At 50.3% G+C, this 21602-nt stretch carries 21 protein-coding genes; 4 read left to right on the top strand and 17 right to left on the bottom strand.

Annotation, left to right across the window (positions count from 1 at the left end; genetic code table 11):
* Positions 1–22 precede the first annotated feature (22 nt).
* The 10 genes from flgK to ACQ6WK_RS02075 form a co-directional block, all read right to left on the bottom strand.
* On the bottom strand, positions 23–1726 hold the full coding sequence (flgK, locus tag ACQ6WK_RS02120) for a flagellar hook-associated protein FlgK (RefSeq protein ID WP_432799093.1): 1704 nt from the start codon (positions 1724–1726) through the stop codon (positions 23–25).
* Positions 1727–1738: 12 nt separating this feature from the next.
* Positions 1739–2260, bottom strand: a complete 522-nt coding sequence (locus tag ACQ6WK_RS02115; RefSeq protein WP_432799092.1) for a flagellar protein FlgN — start codon at positions 2258–2260, stop codon at positions 1739–1741.
* Positions 2253–2741, bottom strand: a complete 489-nt coding sequence (locus tag ACQ6WK_RS02110; protein WP_432799091.1) for a rod-binding protein — start codon at positions 2739–2741, stop codon at positions 2253–2255. Before ACQ6WK_RS02110 ends, ACQ6WK_RS02115 begins: the two co-directional genes overlap by 8 nt.
* A gap of 5 nt (positions 2742–2746) precedes the next feature.
* Positions 2747–3832, bottom strand: coding sequence for a flagellar basal body P-ring protein FlgI (locus ACQ6WK_RS02105; RefSeq protein WP_432799090.1), 1086 nt, complete (start codon positions 3830–3832; stop codon positions 2747–2749).
* 48 nt (positions 3833–3880) lie between these two features.
* Positions 3881–4603, bottom strand: a complete 723-nt coding sequence (locus tag ACQ6WK_RS02100; protein ID WP_432799089.1) for a flagellar basal body L-ring protein FlgH — start codon at positions 4601–4603, stop codon at positions 3881–3883.
* Positions 4600–5697 carry a flagellar basal body P-ring formation chaperone FlgA gene (gene flgA, locus ACQ6WK_RS02095; protein WP_432799088.1) on the bottom strand — a complete coding sequence of 366 codons (1098 nt, stop codon included), beginning with the start codon at positions 5695–5697 and terminating at the stop codon, positions 4600–4602. The genes ACQ6WK_RS02100 and flgA overlap by 4 nt, the downstream gene beginning before the upstream one ends.
* A 197-nt stretch (positions 5698–5894) precedes the next feature.
* Positions 5895–6701 carry a flagellar basal-body rod protein FlgG gene (flgG, locus tag ACQ6WK_RS02090; RefSeq protein ID WP_432799087.1) on the bottom strand — a complete coding sequence of 269 codons (807 nt, stop codon included), beginning with the start codon at positions 6699–6701 and terminating at the stop codon, positions 5895–5897.
* A 44-nt stretch (positions 6702–6745) separates the two neighbouring features.
* Positions 6746–7522 carry a flagellar hook-basal body protein gene (locus ACQ6WK_RS02085; protein WP_432799086.1) on the bottom strand — a complete coding sequence of 259 codons (777 nt, stop codon included), beginning with the start codon at positions 7520–7522 and terminating at the stop codon, positions 6746–6748.
* 58 nt (positions 7523–7580) lie between these two features.
* Positions 7581–7832: a hypothetical protein gene (locus ACQ6WK_RS02080; RefSeq protein WP_432799085.1), complete on the bottom strand. Its 252-nt coding sequence runs from the start codon at positions 7830–7832 to the stop codon at positions 7581–7583.
* Positions 7833–8063: 231 nt separating this feature from the next.
* Positions 8064–9287, bottom strand: coding sequence for a hypothetical protein (locus ACQ6WK_RS02075; protein WP_432799084.1), 1224 nt, complete (start codon positions 9285–9287; stop codon positions 8064–8066).
* An 88-nt stretch (positions 9288–9375) separates the two neighbouring features.
* On the opposite strand from ACQ6WK_RS02075, the gene ACQ6WK_RS02070 reads away from it, so the two are divergent.
* Positions 9376–10233: an ABC transporter ATP-binding protein gene (locus ACQ6WK_RS02070; RefSeq protein ID WP_432799083.1), complete on the top strand. Its 858-nt coding sequence runs from the start codon at positions 9376–9378 to the stop codon at positions 10231–10233.
* 576 nt (positions 10234–10809) lie between these two features.
* Complete coding sequence (locus ACQ6WK_RS02065) at positions 10810–11820, top strand: PEP-CTERM sorting domain-containing protein (protein WP_432799082.1); 1011 nt, start codon at positions 10810–10812, stop codon at positions 11818–11820.
* 79 nt (positions 11821–11899) lie between these two features.
* On the opposite strand, the gene ACQ6WK_RS02060 is transcribed toward ACQ6WK_RS02065, so the two are convergent.
* Positions 11900–12301: a DoxX family protein gene (locus ACQ6WK_RS02060; RefSeq protein ID WP_432800364.1), complete on the bottom strand. Its 402-nt coding sequence runs from the start codon at positions 12299–12301 to the stop codon at positions 11900–11902.
* 367 nt (positions 12302–12668) lie between these two features.
* Here ACQ6WK_RS02060 and purE point away from each other — a divergent pair, with 367 nt between their 5' ends.
* A complete protein-coding gene (gene purE / locus ACQ6WK_RS02055) occupies positions 12669–13169 on the top strand; it encodes a 5-(carboxyamino)imidazole ribonucleotide mutase (RefSeq protein WP_432799081.1) in 501 nt (166 codons plus the stop codon).
* A gap of 94 nt (positions 13170–13263) precedes the next feature.
* Here the strand turns inward: purE and ACQ6WK_RS02050 are convergent, their stop codons facing one another.
* The 3 genes from ACQ6WK_RS02050 to ACQ6WK_RS02040 form a co-directional block, all read right to left on the bottom strand.
* Entirely contained in the window at positions 13264–15459 is a 2196-nt protein-coding gene (locus ACQ6WK_RS02050) for a heavy metal translocating P-type ATPase (protein ID WP_432799080.1), read from the bottom strand.
* A 53-nt stretch (positions 15460–15512) separates the two neighbouring features.
* A complete protein-coding gene (locus ACQ6WK_RS02045; protein WP_432799079.1) occupies positions 15513–15725 on the bottom strand; it encodes a heavy-metal-associated domain-containing protein in 213 nt (70 codons plus the stop codon).
* Positions 15726–15928: 203 nt separating this feature from the next.
* Positions 15929–16111 (bottom strand): hypothetical protein, encoded by a 183-nt coding sequence (locus ACQ6WK_RS02040; RefSeq protein ID WP_432799078.1) that lies wholly within the window; start codon positions 16109–16111, stop codon positions 15929–15931.
* A gap of 193 nt (positions 16112–16304) precedes the next feature.
* Between ACQ6WK_RS02040 and ACQ6WK_RS02035 the strand changes: the two genes are divergently transcribed.
* Positions 16305–17768 (top strand): PLP-dependent aminotransferase family protein, encoded by a 1464-nt coding sequence (locus ACQ6WK_RS02035; RefSeq protein WP_432799077.1) that lies wholly within the window; start codon positions 16305–16307, stop codon positions 17766–17768.
* Positions 17769–17890: 122 nt separating this feature from the next.
* Here ACQ6WK_RS02035 and ACQ6WK_RS02030 read toward each other — a convergent pair whose 3' ends face one another.
* The 3 genes from ACQ6WK_RS02030 to ACQ6WK_RS02020 all read right to left on the bottom strand — a co-directional run bounded on the left by ACQ6WK_RS02030 (position 17891) and on the right by ACQ6WK_RS02020 (position 21354).
* Positions 17891–18163 carry a hypothetical protein gene (locus tag ACQ6WK_RS02030; protein ID WP_432799076.1) on the bottom strand — a complete coding sequence of 91 codons (273 nt, stop codon included), beginning with the start codon at positions 18161–18163 and terminating at the stop codon, positions 17891–17893.
* A gap of 211 nt (positions 18164–18374) precedes the next feature.
* Positions 18375–19427 carry a Holliday junction branch migration DNA helicase RuvB gene (gene ruvB / locus ACQ6WK_RS02025; protein WP_432799075.1) on the bottom strand — a complete coding sequence of 351 codons (1053 nt, stop codon included), beginning with the start codon at positions 19425–19427 and terminating at the stop codon, positions 18375–18377.
* Between the two features lie 133 nt (positions 19428–19560).
* On the bottom strand, positions 19561–21354 hold the full coding sequence (locus ACQ6WK_RS02020; RefSeq protein ID WP_432799074.1) for an ATPase, T2SS/T4P/T4SS family: 1794 nt from the start codon (positions 21352–21354) through the stop codon (positions 19561–19563).
* Positions 21355–21602: the final 248 nt, after the last annotated feature.

The raw sequence follows: 21602 nt of genomic DNA, 5'->3' as shown, positions 1-21602 counted from the left end.
TATTCCGTTTCGTATCGGGGCCTTAAATCAATCCCATCAGCGTTTCCATCAGCTGGTTCACCACATTGATGTACCGTGCTGAGGCTTGATACGCTTGCTGATACTGCATTAAATTGATGGCTTCTTCGTCAGTATTCACGCCGGAGACAGCTTGCTGCTGTGCCTGCAGCGCTTCCATCACCGTACCGTCTGCTTGTGCTTGCTCGTTCGCTTGCGCCGTCGCCACCGCAATGTCTTGCACGTGGCGGTTCCAGAATTCATTCAGAGACAACCCACCAAGACCATCGACTGAAGCACTGCGGAGCGCATCAATCGCTAGTGCGTTACGGTTATCACCCGAGAGATGTTCTTGCCCTGCGGCAATATAAGCGGTATCAGTGGCAACGGTTTGGTTCACGCCAATGTCTTTCGCACCGGTGCCGGTGAAGAACGTACCAATACCCATCGAAGCGAGAAAACCTGAGGTATCTTCGGTAAAGGAAAGCTCCATACCCGAACCGTCGGCATCAAGTTGTAAACGTCCATCGGCTGTTACTGTAGCTGACACACCCGCCACTGCATTGAGTTGTGCTGCGATATCGTTTAGCGAAGAATCCGCCCCAATCCCGTCAAGATCAATACTGATAAGTGATGTAGTGCGCTGCCCGCTTTGCGAATCAGTCACATGGATCTTGAACGAGCCATGCTCCGGCAAGAAATCGAGTTCTGCCTCTTCAGAGTTCAACGCAGCAGCAGGATCCGTCGCACCGTTCGTACTTGTGATCGAGCTATAGCCCTTGGTGCCCTGTCCCTGTGAATGCAGACGGTTCACTTCCCAAATAAGCTGCTTGGCAAAGTTGTCGATCGAGTCGATCGTTTCTTCCAGATCACCGGTGCGGTAATCAATCAATGCACCGAGTTGCCCCGATCGGATATCCAACGGCTGCTTGTCACTTCCTGCCACCACGATCGGAATATAGTTATCCGAATCGTTCTCCAGCTTTATATCAATCTTCTCCGCCTTCCCATTCATCACGATCGGCGTCGACCCCACATAAATATCCATGCTCCCCGATGGCATCTCCACCGTCGAAATGTCCATATATTGCGACAACTCTTCAAGAATCTGATCACGCTGATCTCTCAATGAACCTGCACCGCCAATCGCGCCTTTACCATGGCTTGCAATCTCACGGTTGAGTTGTTCCACGCGCCCAAGCAGATCGTTCACCGTCGCGACCGATTGATCAATCGCTGCATTGGTTTGCTTACGAAGCGCCTTCACATCACCATCAAGCTGCTGTACATACTTTGACAATGAGGTTGATTCAGAGATGACCACCGTGCGGGCTGCACTGCTCTGTGGATTATTCGCCAAAGCGGACCATGAATCGAAAAACTTACCAAGCTTTGAAGACAAATTCACATCACCAAACTGTCCTTCAATCGCTTCGATCTGTTTTAGCAAATCTGTACGTGATTGCGAGAAAGATTGATCCGACATTGAAGTGCGTAAGCGTGTTTGCAGCGCTTCATTCACCTGCCGGGTAATCGCATCAAGTTGCACACCACGGCCGATGAACACACCAGTCTGAATTTCACTGGTGGAGATCGCAGAAAGATTAACCGTGTTGCGTTTGTAGCCGGGCGTCGCCGCATTAGCCAAGTTGTTACCCGTGACCTGCAGCCCGGTCTGAGCCGTAAGCAGCCCCGTCCTTCCAATCTGCAGTGCTGAGTTTAGTCCCATGGATGGCCTCTTTTACGCCGTCATATTAAGCGTGCTAATGCGCGCGCGTTCGGTATTGATACTGCCCTTGCTGCCATAAACCGAGATCCCGGTCGAAACCGCGGTTACAGTTTGAATCAGTGACTGCATATGCTTCACCAACGATTCGGTCGCTCGGCGTGCCACGGATGCTTCCTGCTGCACTGCTTTCATCTTGCCACGCAACTGTTCACGAAGCAGCACCACGCGGTCCCGTTGCTCTTGCGGCATGATTGCAGCCAGCTCGACCAGTCGTTTCGGTTTAGTGGCATTGGGCTCGATCATTTGTGTCATTCGACCGATCAATTCCAATCGCTGCTTTTCCATCTCACTGATGAGCTGAACCTTTTCATGCTCAAGCTGGCAGATCATGGTGAGCTGCGTTGGATTGCCGCTCTTGATCGCACGCCGCTTATCCTGCATCAGTGTCAGCAGTTCCTCATGGAGCCCAAGCTGCTCAACCAAAAGCTTTTCCAGACTGGCCATACTGATTTCAAATGCTCTTTGATCAAGCATGGAGATCAATCCCTTCTTGCTTCATACCTGCACGTGCAAATGATTCCGCATCTACACCTGACTGCTTCGTATCAATCGTCTGTATAATCTGGTTGTACACCGCATCCACCATGTCAAAACCTTGACGCTTCACCATGTGGTCCGCCACCTGCGTGTCCCACTGCTGCATGAAGATGTCTTCACCACGCCCACCGTGAAACAATTCTGTTTTGAACGGATCGCTGCGCATCTGCTTGAGCATGGGCGTGACAAAAGCAGAAGCAACCAATTGCTCCGCTGCTTGACGTACTTTCTGCTCAAGTTCTGCTTGCTTATCTTCTTCTTTATCTGCAACCGTCACACCACCCTGCGCGGCAGCCAATCGCTTTACAAAATCATGACGATCGCCTGCTTCATCACGACCCAACAATCCTGCCGAAGCATCCACGTTGAACGACGCCGTTTCAAAGGCTGATAAGTTGGTTGCTAATGAATCTATCATGATGATTACTCAATGATCAGTTGTGCATGGATATTGCCATTTGCATGCATCATGCGGATGATCTCGATTTTGTCCTTCGCAGAAATCTTCAACTGCTCGAATGCTTCCAGCAATGATGCCAATCTCGCTCCGCCCCGCTTATCAGGATCAATCGCGGCTACGTCACGTGTTTTTGTGATCGGATTAAATTTCGACGGCACAGGTTCCGGCTCGATCGTCGTAATGGTCAAACCCTTTTGAATCACACCTGCTGGCGAGAACTGTACATTTCCATCAATCACGATCGTCTGTGAGTCCATATTGATCCGCACGCGCGAACCCGACTTCACAAATACCGGATCAACATACGTCACCAAAATATCTGAGATGAACTGTGATGGATTCTCTCGAACATACTCCGGCACGAGGATCACAACGTTCTTTTCATTGATCGCTTTGGCAACCTTTGGCCCATCCGGAGAGATCGTCTGATTAATCGTGCTTGCAAGCATATTGGCGACTTGCCATCCGGCATGCTGATCATTCACTACAAGCGTCATTTGGCCAAATTCATCAAGGTAGCGCGTCATTACATTGCCAGTTAACTGCGCGCCGCTATGAACAATACCCGTTGTTGGTGATGATTCATTCACGCGGATTGCGCCTTCTGCCACTGCAAACACATCACCATATGGCTTTGGCACGATCAACTGCGAAAACGAAAGACGACCACCAGCCAATGATTTTGCCGGACCCACCGAAGCCACGTGTACATCAATCATGTCGCCTTCACGCACGCCAGTGCGCGGGATCATCGCTGAGATTGAAACAATCGCGGTGTTCTTTGAAGCAACGAGTTCCGCAGCAGAAACGGTTTCATCAGACAAATGTGCAATCTGTTGCGCCAACGCTCTAGCTGTTGGGTTAAACTTCCCGCCATCGCCCGTACCGTTAAGGCCTACCACAAGACCGTACCCAACTAGTTTGGTCGATTCAGAACCTTTAAGCCGAACGATATCTTGAATCTGAACCGCATGAGTCATCGTATGCCCGACAGCAACAAACATGGCTGCAACGAGCATCAAGAACTGTATTGACTGTTTAACTTTCATAAGCTTCCTTGCTTTACTATTCACAATCCAATCACACTTCACACATGACTAGAAGTTAAACAGAAACTCCACTACTTTGGTCAAGATGCCCTTCTTAGCAGACTTAGCCAACTCACCCTCATGCTGCTTTACAAGATGCAACCCTTCGAGCTGGTAAGACAGGATCGTATTCGCAGCAGTAATATCCTCAGCGCGACACGTACCGGTCAAAATCATCGTGACCGATTCCTTATCGACCTGAGTGTACTTGCGAGCTTCTAACACAAGCGTGCCGTTCGGCTTTACATCGATGATTCTTGCCTGAATACGGCCCGTTAACTTTTCCGTGCGGGACAGATCCCCATCGCCCGTGAACTCATTCTTGAAATCCACACCAACTTTCACTGGATTAGTGATATTATTTGGCTGCAACTGAAATTGAATCAATTTTGCCAAATCAAATCTTGGAAAATCTGTGATCGATCCATTGACCTTTACTTCTTTGTTTGTTTCAAGCGATGACGAAAAATCAGCGCTGGCCGATTCCTGAATGATGATTGTCACCAGGTCATGCTTCGCAAACTGGCGCATCTCTGGTAACTCCACAGCGATAAAACTGCTCCGTGCAATAGATGGTGACAGCTTACGTACCACTCCACTTGGATCACGGAAATATGGTCGTTTCACAGTGAGCTCATCAGATTCCTGCATATACAGTGACGAAGACTGGCCATATGCCACCCCTGCCATGCAAGCAATCAAAACAAAAATAATCCAGCGCATCTTCTTCATGAACGCGCCTCCCGATCAACCGCTTCGACTTGTGCTTGCTTAGCTTGTTCCACTCCAACATCTGTTTTAGCCTGATACACAGTCGCTTCACCTCGCCCAACAACTGTGGCGTAGATCTCTTGATTCGTACGGATATTACGTAGCGTGATCACATCATCCATCGCACCGTCTTCATTGGCACGTGCGGTAAGCTGCACAACCACATTGGAAACAATGCTGTAGACAGAAATGATCTCACCGCGTTTAATAAGCCGCGGCTTACGCAAATCATCCGGATAAATAAGCGTATCCTTCACAAGCGTCCGTCCGGCGACCTGCCCCTCAATCAACATCATCGAAGCAATCGGCTCATCTATACGTCGCATCGACCAAACTTCTTTTCGCTCCACCTGATCACTTCGCACCGTCTCACCCCCACGGATCATACTTTTGATCGCTAAACCAACCACACGCTTTGATACCATCGCGGCCACATGCTGCTTAGAAGTAATTTTGTTGCCCGTAATCTCACGCACAATCATCGATACACGACCAATGCGATTGCGCGATGAAAAATCAATGTCATACTTCTTGCCCATTGTGCTTGTAGCAAGAAAATTCAGATCGCGTTTTTGGAAGACCACCCGCACGTCATCAAGCTCTGTTTTAATCTCGCTCGCAAGCTTCCGTATCAGCAAACCACGAAGTGTCGTATCAACTTTCACATCGACCTGCACGTCGGTGTTTGCAAATACTGGCTCATTCTGCGATTCCTCCTCCCGAGTTGGTTTCATGCGGTGTACCACACAACGGTCATACCCTTTAATATCGATCCGCGCGAGGTTAATCCCCTTCTCACGCAGCAGTAGCCGCAAATCATCCATTTGCACATCAAGCTTACTCTGGGTTTCACCAAATGCCCCAACTACAACATCTGCGAACATGATCGCATCGCGGCCACTCAGTTCCGCTACTTCACCGAGTGTCACCGTGTTACCAGTCACGCCAATCTGATCATGCAGACGTATCGTATCTCCCATCGCAACTTTACCGAAGCTGCAAAACAAGAGCACGATCCAAAACATCCATATTTTTCTGCGCAATCTATCTGTCATGTTCATCATCCTGACTTTGCCCCCTGGGACCTCCTTGTCCCATGCTTGCATCCTGCTATGGCAACGAATGCCTTTCTCCCCTCCTCCTCTTTCGAAGGCTCAAACAACTCGGCCCCTTCTCTTTCTTCTCCTAAACCGTACCTCTGGAACTTCTAACCCACGATTAGACCCGCTGAGCCTCCATGCTCAGATGAGTGTTATCGCCTCAAGTTACTAATCACTTGCAACGTCTCATCCGCAGCCTGAATAGTCTGGCTGTTCAGTTCAAACGCACGTTGCGTGGTAATCAAATCAATCAATTCGTTGGTTGGATTCACGTTTGATCCCTCCAAGAAGCCGTGAAGCAATTTGCCAAACGACCCTTCACCCGGTGTACCTTCAAAGGTCGCACCAGAGGCATCTGTTTCAACGTAAATGTTTCCGCCAATCTGTTTCACACCAGATGCATTAGGAAACTGGAACATCTGAATCTCTGCGGACCCAACTTCAACACCATTCTGATTACGGAACACGACCTGACCTGTCGGCTTGATCTCAACCGAATCATATTCATCCGGTACTTGAACCGGAGGTTCAAGACGTGGTCCTTCCGATGTGCCCAAAACCAGTTCACGTTCTGAATTCAGCACAAAATTACCCGAGCGTGTGTAGCCAAAGCCATCCCGTGAAAGGCCATCAACAATCTTCACACGGAAAAACCCTTCACCATCAATCGCCACTGCAAATTTCCCGGTATCTGCCGTTGGCTGACCTTTGGTAAAGTCGATTTGTGTGCCTGAAACCCGTGTTCCCAAACCAACCTGAATACCATGGGGTCGCGTGGTGCCTGCAGCATTCTCAACGCCCGGCTGCGCCTTCTGCTGATAAAGCAAATCTTCAAAGTTCACGCGCGACGCCTTAAACCCGCCAGTGTTCATATTGGCAAGGTTATTGGCAACAACATCAAGCTTCGTTGAAAGTGAACTCAATCCTGATGATGCGGAATGTAAGGCGAGTATGGCCATAATTGTTTCCTGATTCCTATCTAATCAGCCTTTAGGCTGGTTATTTATGCCGTCACTCTGCCGAGCGTATTCACCGCTCGATCCATAAATGTATCGTGATACTGAATCATTTTGGCGTTGCCTGTTGCAGCTTTGGTCGCATTGATCATGTTCATCAACGACGTGATCGGATCAACAGCACTATTCTCAATGAAGCCAGGCTTTACCAAAACATTCTCAAGCACTTCACGCTGATTCAGATCATCGATCGCAAACAAACCACTACCACGTTTTACCAGTACGTCCGTATTCTCAACCTTCGCAACCTGAAGTTTTGTAATCGCTTGCCCATCCTGCATCACTTCACCCGCCGGTGAGATAAAAAACGGTCGCGCTCGCTCCACCAAAATCGGTTTATCACTCTGATCCAAGACTCGCTTACCATTCGGCAAAACTAAGTATCCTTCAGAGTTCATTGAGATACGTCCGTCGCGCGTCAGCCGCACAACATCCGCACCGTTCTCTTGATCTTCAACCGCCAAGAACTGCTTGGGCTGAGACAAACCAATATCTGTATTGATCCCCGTATGTTTCAGTGCACCTTGCTTAAATGAGGTACGACCCGCCGCAGCAAGCACCCCGCCACCCAAGCGATCCAGCAATTGCTGCGACACATCAAACGAAAGATTCTTTTCAGTAGCTTCCGGTGCGCGCTGCATCAGATCAGCAAAATCCGGCTTGAACCCAGCTGTATCCGCGTTCGCCAAGTTATTGGCAAAGACATCTTGACGATACATGTTCGTCAAAACGCCAGATGCTGAAAGATACAAGCCGTAGTTCATCGTCTGCTGTCCTGCTAAGCGCGTGTTAGACGCATTCGCAGAAGATCAAGCCGTGCGATTATTCATCACACTCAGAGGCAGTTGATTTGTGGCACTCAGCAGCTTCAAACCGGTGCGCCGCAGCGGCCAGCGTCGCCAAACGAACAATCCCCTGACCGATCGCTTTCGGGCGATCCGCAGTGGAGTCATTCACCTGACGCAGCAATTGCAGCAAAGGCGCTTTGGATGTGGAAGTGTTGGACCCGTTCATCATCAAACCTGTCTGACTCAATCCTCTTTCGAGTACAAATGGCGCACACTCATGCACCAAAACCGTACCCCTCACTACGCAAGAAGCGTGCCAGAACATTCAGTCATGCAAGCTACAGCACCACGATCACGCAAATAAACCATGCAAAGAGCGGCAAATATACGAAAACCCCCATGCCTAGGCAGTACACACCAACAAAAATCGTCCACAACAACAACACAGCTTTTGCGCATGACACACCACCTCAGGCGCAGAACCTGCGCCTCGGGCCACAAACCCAACGAACCTTGTTCACTGTTTTTTTAGCAATCTCACCCGAGAGATGAAGAGTTTATCAAGCCGCTCCTGCAACGACCCTTCGCCATCTTTACTTACTGAATTTAGGCCTTTCCCAACCGCTACGAGCAATGCAATCAGGTTCAAATAGTCCACCGTGCTGATTACTTCACGATCAATCCGATTCGTTTCTTCGTTCATGTTGTGATAGTTCCCCAGCGGCAAGCACAAGCACGTCGTTTGATATCCAAACGCCTGGTAAGCCGTCGACTCGCACGCGCCGCCCGGCATGAGCTTCCGCTGATACGCAAAACCCTTTTGATCTTTTCTTAGCTCTTCCGCAATCTGTGTGATCCGGTGATTCAATTCGTGATTGAACGTTGAGATCCGATCGCCAACTCGAATAATCGGCCCGCCCCCAATCGGCGAATCCCCCACAAATGATTTGCTGTTCTCCAATACAACCAAATGCGCACCTTGCGGGATTAATCCAGACCGGCAAGCGCCCATTGCGCCAATAAATCCAACCTCTTCGCACCTTGTAAACAGTAGCCGAACATCTACCCCCACATTCCCCTTTCCTTTTCTACCTATATATATAGCTTCAAACGCCACCATCGCCGCTGCCACTGCCGCAAGATCATCACACACCGGTGCTTTAAGCCGTTTGCCCACCACTTTCGATCCTGATACCGCCCACGTCAACATATCCCCCACACACACGCCACTCTTTCTACCAAACCGAATTAAACACCGTTTATCTAAACGCCCTTGCTTTGCATCCACCGCCATCAATTCTTCGATCTCTCCTACCGGCTTCCGCCTCCTTTCGTCATCGCGACGCCCACTATCCATCACTCGCTTCAACCAACCACGCGCAGTCGGCTCATTATCAAACCGACCCACTCCACCATGCAATCTCACTTTTGATCCAACAAAAAATTCATCTCTAACCCCGCCACGGAAATCTGCCCACACTGCCCACCCATCTTCTAAAACTTCCTGCACTACAAAAGCTGGATGATCCAGATGGGCTGTCAATAAAATCGGTTTGCCTGACCTGCGACCAGCCCCCTTCTTTGAAATCAGTAGATTCCCATATTCGTCATGCCGCACCGCGACACCATCAAGCTTATCCGCCCATCGCAGCACATATCGCATCACTTCAGCTTCTAAACCCGCAGCTGTCGGAATATTAGTCACCTCAACCAATCGCTGTATCGCTCTCTTTTCGTTCACCATGTTCCTCATATCTTGATTTTACAGGGATTTCCTGCTTTACGATGTCTCTGATCCCACCATCCAGCATATCTACTAGAATATCGGCATGAACAGGGCGCCATCCCAACATCCTAACTCACATATAGCCGTACACGCGGAAAACTTGCACCTCGTCCGCAATGGCACCAATATCCTGAGCAACCTCAACTTCAAAATCAATCGTGGCGAAGTGTCAGCCATCCTCGGCCCCAACGGCTGCGGCAAGACCACCTTCGCCCGCGCTATCATGGGGCAGATGTTCCCAACCTCCGGCAACCTCCACGTCCTCGGCGAAACCATTGGACAAACACACATCCCTAACCTCCGCAAGCGTATCGGCTTGGTCAATCCCACGACCGACACCACTGCTCATCATTCAGTTGGTGCTGTCGTCGATGCAAGACTTACCACCACACAAGCGGTCTGCACTGGCTACTTCGCCACTGTTGGCTTATACGATTCACCTTCCGAATCACAAATCCAACACGCCACCGACAATCTCAAACATGTCGGCCTTGGCCATCGTCTTGATCACTGCTTCGGCACACTTTCCACAGGTGAACAACGCCGCGCGCTGATTGCCCGTGCACTCGTCCATCTCCCAGAATTACTTATCCTTGACGAACCAACTGCGGGCCTTGATCTTGCCGGACGCGAACAAGTCCTCATGGCCATCGAAATGATTCTCACGAAACCCAACGCGCCGGCCGTTATCATGATTACTCATCATGTCGAGGAACTCTCACCCAAAACCTCTCACATCTTTCTCATGAAAAATGGCCACTTCATCGCACAAGGCCCACCAAAGGACATCATCACCCCCGAGCATCTCACTGAACTTTTTGGTTGCAAAGTTTACGTCCGCAATCTTCACGGTCGATACTGGCTGGAAGTTCTTCCAGAAGCGTGGCTTGACTTGGTCTAGCCACACGCATCGCACACTTTCTGCGAGCTAAAGCCACAAAGCATAAACGCAATTTTTTACCATTATCTTTTCATTTGCACTGTCGATTTTATCCATATCCACGCACCCTCCCAAACACCGCTCAAAACACATAAATTCCTGTTTTACAACAACATAAACGCATGGAACAATATGAAACAATCGTTCTGCAATTTACCATTTACGATAGAAAATGCCTTTTTCGCCAAACTGAATCTTGGCCGATTGACTGACCCTTCAGATGGTTTACATTTGATTCCAGTCTGAGCATTGCCCTGAATTAAATAGTTCATTTTGAGCATCTCCGTGGGTCTAGCATCAATATCGCAATCAGCCCAGATAAAAGGTAAAGGCTACTGAGTTGCATCACTATTATGAATCGCAACTCAAATCTGAATCACACACATGCGATGGTAATCACAGCGCTGTAGCTGTAGATCTATCTCATGGTTAGACATCTAAACAATAACCAGCAATTCAGTGTGGGCGGCCCATGCTCAAGTCGAGCATAAACGTTGCTGAATCGTTCCCTGATTCTCGTCTTGAAAGGAGAGAAGAATGAAACCACTTTTTGTATTAGCTACAGTATCAATCATTAGTTTACCAACCACATGGGCAAATGCGGATGTTGCAACATTCAAAGTCGGTGAAACCAATACATTCACTGGCACGACTTACGAAATGGACACGACCAATGATGGTGGCATTGTTCTCGGTAACACGTGGCGGATGCTTTCCATGGGAGACGACTGGAATCAAGCTTCCGTTGGCAGTACATCTAACGTTTCCTATGATCAATGGGGCAGCTTTGACGGCGGAGTCCGCGCTCCCATGATGCGCTTCGACCTCTCAAGCATGGCTGCCAACTACAGCAGTATCTCTGGCGGCACACTCGACATTACACTCTACGATCGCCAAGCATCATCACCCGCCTTCATGTTCGATGTTGTCGCGATGAATGCCGCTAACTCTGGCTGGACTTTCACCGACCAAGTCGTTGAACAACCGTGGAATGCTGACGTCACAACCGGTGCCTACAAACGCTCTAACAACGCAAGCCCATACGTCGAATGGTCCAACAGTGGCGGCTGGGGTGGCATGGAATCCTCCGAATACACTGCACTCAACATCATCGATACCAAAGTCAATGGCGTTTCAACACAACTCAACAAACGCGCCACTGATGCAAGCGGCCAATACATCGACGACGGCAGCGGTGGACATGTCTGGGAAGCGACCAACAATCTCTTCTCACCAAGTGACAACGTTGCAGACGGCAATCCTCTCCGCGCCATGACTTACACCATCGAGCTTTCTGCAGAACTCATCGAGCAATGGATCGCTAACCCTGAGAATGCCGGCTTCATGATCATCGCAACCGAAGTGATCAAAGATGCCGACTACAACTACCCACCGGCTGGCAATCCTGCCGCACTCGGTATGCTCAACGATTCAAACATCAACTTCCGTCCATCAATCACCATCGATTACGCGGCAGTTCCCGAACCTGCGAGCCTCGCACTCTTCGGCATTGGCGGCATCCTTCTTGCTCGACGCAAGCGTGCCTAAGCACACAACAACTACAATACACACCACACAGAGCTGGCCTCACGCCAGCTCTTTTTATTTTCACAAACTTGGTCGCATATTACTTCCCCAATCTCATCACACCGTCTATTGACCATCTACCAGCACCAACCACCAACATAAAAAGTAAACTCATCAGCATCGCCCAATCGGTTCGACTTTCATGTGCCGCCATCCAAAAACCATTCTCAACAAGCATCGGAATTTTTGTTGAACCGATTGCAACAAGCATGATCACCATAAGCGGGACCACCGCACCCCGCGTCATCCACCCGATCAAAACCAAAGCTCCACAGACTATTTCAAAGCTTCCAGTAAAATAAGCTGAAAATTCTGGAGACGGAATCCCAATTCGCGCAAATCTGCCGCTCCCCAGCGCCTCAGGAAATAGATATTTCTGCAAACCTTCTGAAACAAAAACGCAACCCACCATAATCCGGATCAAGATCACCCACCCCGTCATCTGCGTCCTGCACATCCATTTATACACGTGATACATATAGCTACCTTCGGTCTTTCTCAGCTAGGCTGATAGATTCTAGGTAGCTGAATCTCAATCATCCCGCCACAATTCCCCTCTCCTTGCCTCGGCTTCGGACATCAGTCCCCGGCTAACTGACATCAATCCTCCCATCACATTGCCCGGAGCCCTCCCGGAATCGGGCTCCCATTCTCTTAACACACCCCCCGCTTCCCCTCATCGCACCTATAAAATAAGGCAAAAACGTCCTGCAATGCTGTGAGAAAATTCCACTCTTTCCCCATTTTTGCCACACACCACATCACGGTACCCAGTTGGCGACCCGCCGCGGCATGTGTATACTCCCCGCATGGCAAATCAAAATCCCCTACGTGTTGGTATCGTGATGGGCTCGGCTTCCGATGGCCCAACTATGAAAAAGTGTGCTGCTGTTCTTGACGAACTCGGCATCGGTTACGACATGATGGTGTGTTCCGCACACCGTACCCCTGACCGCGCTCATGACTTTGCGACAAACGCTGCTGGCCGCGGCATCAAAGTCATCATCGCTGCTGCAGGCATGTCCGCACACCTTGCTGGTGTCATGGCTTCGCTCACCCACCTGCCTATTCTCGGTGTTCCGATGGACGGCAAACTCATGGGCGGCCTCGACGCGCTCCTTTCTACCTGCAACATGCCCAAAGGCATTCCCGTTGGGACCATGAGCATGGGATCACACGGCGCAGTCAATGCAGCCCTCTTCGCCGCCGCGATCATCGCCACTTCCGAACCTGAAGTGAACGAAAAACTGATCGCCTACCGCAAAGCTCAAACAGCTGCAATCCCCGAACGTCTTCCCGAAGATGATTAATGATACTACCGCCTAACCATTGATTAGACCTTAAACCAAACCACTCAGCCGAGCCTCATCGCTCGGCTTATTTTTTCCAAAGATGTTGGAGAGATTAGTTTTCCGGATGCCACGTCGCCTTCAGGAACAGGGCATTGCTGACCACGCTAACTGAACTGAACGCCATCGCACCTGCCGCAAACATCGGGTTGAGCACACCTGCCATTGCTACGGGAATCAGAATAATGTTGTAGATAAAAGCCCAACCTAACCCGTAGTAAATCCGCCGCATCGTCGCGCGGCTCAAACGAATCGCTCGCGGCAAATTCTCCAAATCATCCCCCACTAAAACCACATGCCCCGCATCCATAGCAATATCTGTCCCCCCGCCAATTGCGATCCCAATATCCGCTGCTGCAAGAGCTGGTGCATCATTGATCCCATCACCCACCATCGCCACGATCCGCTTGTTTTCCTGGAGTTCCTTCACTTTTGCCTGCTTATCTGCTGGCAGCACATCCGCAATCACTTGCTTAATCCCAAGCCGTTTGCCCACTGCATCCGCTGACTGTTGATTGTCCCCCGACATCATCACCGGCGTAAGCCCCAGATTACGCAAATCCTTGATCACGCCCGGCGCACTGGGCCGCACCTTATCCGCAAATGCGATCAATCCCCGCGCCTTGCCATCCACCGCTACAGCCACCGCTGTCTTAGATTCTTCCAGCATCTCATCGCGCTGCGTATTCAATTCATCCACACCCTCAACATCCATCTCCTTCAGTGTGGTGATCCGCCCCACAATAATCTGCTTGCCTTCAATCGTCCCTTTCACACCAGCAGCCGTGAGTGATTCAAAATTCGCTGCCTCATGCACATCAATACTTCGGTGACGTGCTTCTTCTACGATCGCCTTACCAAGCGGATGCTCTGAATGCACTTCCACAGCTGCTGCGTATTTAAGCACATCATCCTGGCACGCCTCGCCCAACAAACACACCACATCGGTCACCGCCGGTCGCCCCTCCGTCAACGTCCCGGTCTTATCCATGATGATGTCCGTCAGTTTTCCCGCACGCTCCAACGCAGCCGCGTCTTTAATCAAAATCCCATGCTTCGCGCCGATCCCTGTCCCTACCATGATTGCTGTTGGCGTGGCCAATCCTAACGCACATGGACACGCTACGATCAACACTGAAATCATCGCGACCATCGCGAATACCCAACCCGCGCCATAAAAGCCCCAGCCTAAAAAGGTGATCGCCGCCACCACCAAAACCACCGGCACGAACACGCCCGCCACCTCATCCGCAATCCGTTGTACCTTTGCCTTACTCGTCTGTGCCTGCTTCACCAAATCTACCACCTGCGACAATAGCATCTTTCCGCCTGTCGCAGTCGCCTCAAAACGGAACGCGCCTGTCTGGTTCACTGTCCCACCAAACACTTTGCTCCCCTCGCTCACTTCCACCGGCATGCTCTCGCCTGTCACCATTGATTGGTCAATCGACGAACTCCCTTTCACCACTTTTCCATCTACAGGCACCTTTCCGCCAGGTTTCACCGCAAGCACATCCCCTTCCTTCACTTCCTTCACCGGCACCACCACTTCATTCCCATCACGCATCACCACTGCTTCTGGTGGCTGCAAATCCATCAATCCTCGTATCGCGCTGGCTGCACTCGAACGTGCCCGCGCTTCCATCATCTTTCCTAAGCCAATGAGCACCAGAATGATCACCGCCGTATCAAAATATGTACCGCCAGAACCCTCAGCCAGCGTCACCACCACTGAATACAAATACGCCACACTCGTTCCAAGCGCCACCAGCGTATCCATATCAGCCCGCTTATGCTTCAGCCCATTCCACGCACCTTTATAAAATGTCCAACCCAAAAATACCTGCACCGGCGTGGCTAAAATCAATTGCAGCCACCGTGACGTATTTGTGTCTGACACCATCGCAAGCACCAGCACAGCCACCGATAACACACCACCCACCACCAGCTTTACCCGCCAATGATACGCTTCATCATCTGCATGATCGTGTCCACCTCCATAAGAATGGCTGTCATGATTCGCAATCTCCCCTTCTTCCGTTGGCAATTCTGCCTCGTACCCTGCATCCTTCACCGCTTTGATCATATCCGCCAAATCGACCTCGGCCTCATCGTACGTGACAGTCGCTTCCTCCATCGCCAAGTTGACACGCGCATCATCAACACCGCTAAGTTCCATCAGGTTTTTTTCAACATGATTCACACATGAAGCGCACCGCATACCCTTCACTTTAAACGTCACGTTACGCATCATTAAATCTCCTGATGACAAACCTGATCACAACCCACCCCGATACTACTGCTTCACGCAGGTACTGCTTCATACCCCGCTCCGCGCACCGCTTCCACCAACTCCGACTGCGTGACCTTCCCATCCTCAACCTGCACGTTCGCTTCCTTAGCGGCCAAATCTACCACCGCAGTCCGCACACCACGCACCTTCGACAACGATGCCTGTACCGTCCCCGCACACCCTTCACACATCATGCCATCAATTTTGATCACGATCGTACTCATCCCGATAACTCCTTGGCTGGGGTCAACAAAAAACGGTCCCGGCCACCCTGCCTTATCATCGGATCAATGATCCTGCCCCATTCTATGACCCGCTATACAGAATATCCGTCATAACTGCCCGTCAGGTTCAATCATTCCGAGAATTTACACCCTAGCCATCTAAAAACCCCATCAAACTTCTTTCAGCATTCACCACCTATTATTCATTCTCCACCACGTTTCGCGCGAATCAGCTTCACCGGTGTGTGCAGCATTTGTGGCGGCAGATATCCCTTTGGCAAATGCCCCTTCTCATCAGCATTTTGCCCCTGCTTATCCTTCTGCTTAGCCTTCCCATTGAAGATCAGCTTCATCAAAAACGCAAAACCACTTCCTTTCTCATTCATCACACGATCCTTTCTGCGCCAATAAAGCGTAGCCATATTTTCTGGAGTTTTCCTTAACCAGAACAGAATCAGATGAATACAATTGTTATCAGTACAGTTTAGTTCACATAAACTGTACTGATCCAGATTGCCATCAACTGTACCTATTGCGCGTATAGCACAGTGGATAAGATCAGTCATCAAAGGATCAGCCATGAAACATGTAAGTCCGCTAGATCGCAAAAGTGGTGTTCCACTCTATGAGCAAACAGCCAATCGTATTGAGAATATGGTACGAGAAGGCGTGCTATTGCCTGGCGACCGCATCCCTTCTATCCGCAGAATACGAAACATGTTTAATGTCAGCGTAAGCACCGCGGTTGAAGCGTGTCACACACTCGAAGATAAAGGCATCATCACCGCACGCCCACAATCCGGACACTATGTCAACGACCTCCCTGTCATTGAACTCGGCGAGCCTTCACCTTCAAAGACATATAAACGCCCATACCGTCTCGACCAAACACTCCCCATGCAATTAGTCTTTGCAATCGAAGATCCATCTATTGTGCAGCTTGGTGCATCTATCCCTAACTATGATCTCATGCCGTTTCAAACGCTCGCCAGACTTACCGGTAAAATCATGCGTGAACAACCCGTCCGCACACTCGGCTATAGTGCGTCACGAGGATTGATTGAATGCAGACGCGTCATCTCAAAACGTATGATGCATGCAGGAATCTCTGTTGGCCCCGAACAAATCACCATGACTTCGGGTGCAATTGAATCGGTCTACTTAGCTCTCAAAGCTGTAACAAAACCCGGCGATACTGTTGCTATCGAATGCCCAACCTTCTACGATTTTATTGAGACACTAAAAAGCCTTCACCTCAAAACACTCTCAATCGGCACCCATCCGCGAGATGGGATCAGCTTCAAAGGCCTTGGTGAAGCACTACAAAACAAGCGTGTGCAAGCAGTCCTCATTATCTCGAATTTCAGCAACCCACTCGGCGTCTGCATGAGTAGCTCACGCAAGGAAGCTCTCGTCAAGATGCTCAAACGATACAATGTCCCTCTGATCGAGGATGATATTTATGGCGATTTATCCTTCGACAACACAAGACCCAAAGCGGCAAAAGCATTCGACAAACACGATCAAGTCATCTATTGCAGCTCATATAGCAAAACCATTGCACCCGGCTTGCGTGTTGGCTGGACGGTAGGCGGTATATGGCAGCAACAAATCGAGCAAATCAAACTCGCTGTAAACCACGCATCATCAAGCGTCGGGCAGATGACAATAGCACATTATCTAAACGGCGAAGGGTATGACAGGCACCTACGTAAACTTCGCAAGGTTTACCAAAGGCAAATGCATCTCATCAGCCGCTATATCTCAGAGTATTTTCCATCACAAACACGTATCAGCCGCCCTACTGGAGGGCATATACTCTGGGTTGAACTTCCTAAGATGGTTGACAGCATTGCCCTATACGAGCAAGCCATGGCAAATAAAATTGCAATTGCCCCCGGTCCAATTTTTTGCCCCGGCATGAAGCTTTATCGTAACTGTCTACGCCTAAATACCGGCCTCACTTGGGATGATCGTGTCGAGCCTGCCATTCAACGTTTAGGCGAGCTTATCAATGATCAAATGATTAATTGCCAAACATAATAAAACAGACGTCCGCTGTTCACACACGGACGCCTGCGATTTGGAGGCTACATTTGTGATTTGTTGTATACGCTGTTGCAGCCTGCTCCTGGGTCAAAAAACTGGATTTTCTCCTACTCTAATCAGACTTCCGCACGTTGCGGCCGTCCGATACGTTCTGCAGTCATTCGCGAATTAATCCGCCTGTGATGCATCGCCTTTACAAATTTATACGGCGTATGCAGTAATTGTGGCTTCAGAAATCGTCGCCTGCTGTTCTTCTTATGCTCTGTCACCAATTCCTCATGCGGCTTCACCCGGAATGTGGGGATTGGCATTTTAAAATACCTCATCTTCGTCACACCAACATCCTGCAGCGATCCAAAGATGTCCTTCATCCATTTACGCTTGCTCATGTATCCACGCTCCTTTCATCGAAACTAGTGTTACCGTGCAAACGATCATGAATTGTATTCATGACTTTCTTTTTGGCGACAAACCCGGCTAAAAATACAGGTTTTTGTTTTGTCACACGTGACAGACCCCAACCTTATCCCACAGCACAACGGACACGCACCTAGACGTGAGTCATATCAATCATCCATGTGCAGTTTGTCTATCTTGCGATCAGTCAAAAAGGTCCGCAGGTGTCTGATCTGTACTGATCTTTAGTCCCAAGTGCTTACCTGCAGCAGATGTGAGTTGTCGCCCCTTGCGCGTCCTTGCCAAAAAACCGATCTGCAAAAGATAGGGTTCCACCACCTCTTCCAACGTTCCCGCATCTTCACCCAATGTTGCTGCGATTGCTTCCAAACCGACCGGGCCACCTTCATACACTCCAGCAATCACATTCATATACTTCCGGTCCAAATCATCAATCCCTAAGCCATCAACACCCTCAAGTGCCAATGCCGCATCCACCACCGCCGGTGTCAACGTCCCTCCTGCCTTCACCTGTGTAAAATCGCGCACCCTGCGCAACAACCGATTCGCAATCCGAGGTGTCCCACGCGATCGACTTGCAATCGCCCCCAGTGCTTCTAACACATGATTAGAATCGCCAACATCCAATACGCCCATCAACCCCGCCGATCGCTGCAAGATTTTGAGTAAATCTGCTTCGCTATAAAATTCCAGATTATGCGTGATCCCAAACCGCGACCGCATCGGACCTGAGATCATCCCTGCACGCGTTGTCGCACCAATCAACGTAAACGGCTTCACCGGCAACGTAATCGTCTTTGCGTGCATCCCCTGATCAATCTGTACATCAATCTTAAAATCTTCCATTGCTGAATACAGATACTCTTCCAGCGAGATCTGCAACCGGTGGATCTCATCCACAAAAAGTACATCCCCCTCACCCAGCTTGGTCAAGATCCCCACCAAATCTCCCGGCTTGGTCAGTGCAGGACCAGCTGTTACCGTCAGATGCGTTTCCATCTCATTCGCAATGATGTGCGCTAGCGTCGTCTTCCCCAAACCAGGCGGCCCATGCAGAAGCACATGCTCCATCGGTTCCTGTCGCGCCTTCACTGCCTGCAACGTAATATCCAGCTTCTCGGTCAGCTTCGGCTGACCTGTGTACTCTGTTAAACGCTGCGGACGAAGCGATACATTAAACGCCCGCTCCTCCGACGTCCCCCCCTCCGATGCTGTAATGATTCGCTCCTTGGCCATTCGGACATTCTACCAACATTCCACCACTCCTGCCCCAAAAGTTCGGTTTTCGTTCGCCCTACCAACAAAATAAAAATCCCTCGTCTCTCGGCAAGGGATCGTGATCCTTTTTCAACATCATTCTAATCAGCGCTTAGTCAACCCCCACCACACGCACCACCTCATCCCACGACGTCTCTCCATTTATGACCAGATCAAAACCTTCATCTCGCAACGATTTGAACATCGTCATTTCCAATACCTTCTTGATCGCAGCCAAGTTCGCATTATTCAAGATCACATCACGTAGATCATCCGACGCAACAAGCAATTCATACACACCTCGCCGCCCATTGAACCCTGTGCCGAAGCACTGCGGACAACCCACGGGCAAGTGCAGCGGAGGCACGCCCTCAACCTGACGACCCATCTTCATAATCTGCTGCGGCGTCGCCTTCTTCGTCACTTTACAATGTGGACATAACGATCGTACCAAGCGCTGCGCCAAAATCAGATTGATTGTACTCGCCACCAAATACGGCTCGCATCCCAAATCAAGCAGCCGGAAGATCGTCCCTGTCGTATCTTTTGCATGGGTCGTCGACAATACCAAGTGGCCGGTCGTTGCCGCCTGCATCGCAGTTGTCGCTGTCTCAGCATCACGGATTTCGCCGACTACGATCACGTCCGGGTCCTGCCGCAGACACGAACGCAACAGCGTATTAAACGTCTGCCCCTGATCATCATCGACCGGGATCTGCGTCACACCCGGCAATTCATACTCCACTGGGTCTTCAATCGTCAGCACGTTTCGTACCCGGGCATCAATCGCACGCAAGATTGCATACAGCGACGTGGTTTTACCCGAGCCCGTCGGGCCACACATCAGCACCATACCCGTGTTCTGCTTGGCAACATCCTTGATCCGATTGAACATCCAGCCCGGCAACTGCAAATCACGCAACTGCTGCGGCGAGTTCACCGGGTCAAGCACACGAATCACCAACTTCTGCCCATACATCGACGGCGTGAACGACACACGATAATCAATCCGCCTCCCAGGAACCCGCGTCGAAAAGTGGCCTTCCTGCACAATCGCTTTCTTGGAAATATCAATGTCCGACAGAACTTTGATCATCGAGAACAATCGCTTCATCGCATCTTCATCAAGCTGACAAACTTCGACCATTGCACCATCGATTCGCAACCTAGCCAAGCATCCTTCCCGCTTCGGTTCAACGTGAATGTCAGAAGCGCCCGATCGGATGCAACCCAGCACCAATAGCCGCAAAACACGCAGCGTCACCGCGGTCGGATTGTTCTCTGAATCTGCGGCGTGTACCACCTGCCCACGCGCATTGATCAGCGCGATTTGGCTCGTATCAAACGGCACGTCTCGCCCCACCGTTGCCAATGCATCGATCGAACCAATGTTGTATGTCGGCGTACTATCCGGCTCATCGTAATCTGCTTCTTCGGCATACGGATCATCTAACCCCATCGACAAATTGCCTTCACCATCCTCATGCACCCCGTCGGCTACGTCCGACATCACCAACCCCGCCATCATATCTTCCGCTCCGCCTGAACTTGCCGATCCCGCCGCGACCGGCTGAACCTGCCGAGATCCCGGACGATCCGCCACACCTGCCGTTTCTCCAATAAATACAAACTGGGTCCCACCCACAACAAACGTGCAGCCGTCCTGCAACTGCACTTTCACAATCTTGAACCCCTCGATCAGTGTTCCGTTCGAAGAATCCAAATCCTTAAGCACAAAACCTTCAGCGGTTCGTTCGATCTCAGCGTGGTACCGCGACGCGCCACGGTCGTGCGGCAGCGGCAAACTGTTGGACTGATGCCGACCAATTGTCAGCTTAAAGCCCATCGTGTTCGGCAAATCCAGCTTCTTCTTGCCATCCGGCATGGTCACTTCAAGGTGCGGCATAATGCTTCCTGTGTTAACAGCTTGGTCAGGAGGTAGAAAATGTCGGAACTAGATAAACCCCGGCAGTTCTTCCATAAAATTCGGGCACGTCCCTCCCATGAACCCCCATTGTGTCGTAGGACAGGTGATTGAGCAAGAGGAATCAGCCCTGCACACGAGAAAGACGATGCAGTTAAGCCTTTATTTCACCTAGGTTAAGCATTTTTTATCCCAACCCTGCCCATTCACCCATTTTTACCGGCACCCCT

The sequence above is a fragment of the Poriferisphaera sp. WC338 genome (assembly GCF_050931845.1).
GTDB lineage: Bacteria > Planctomycetota > Phycisphaerae > Phycisphaerales > Phycisphaeraceae > Poriferisphaera.
Note: the sequence above shows the minus strand (reverse complement) of the source record. Positions and strands in the feature narration are given on the sequence as shown.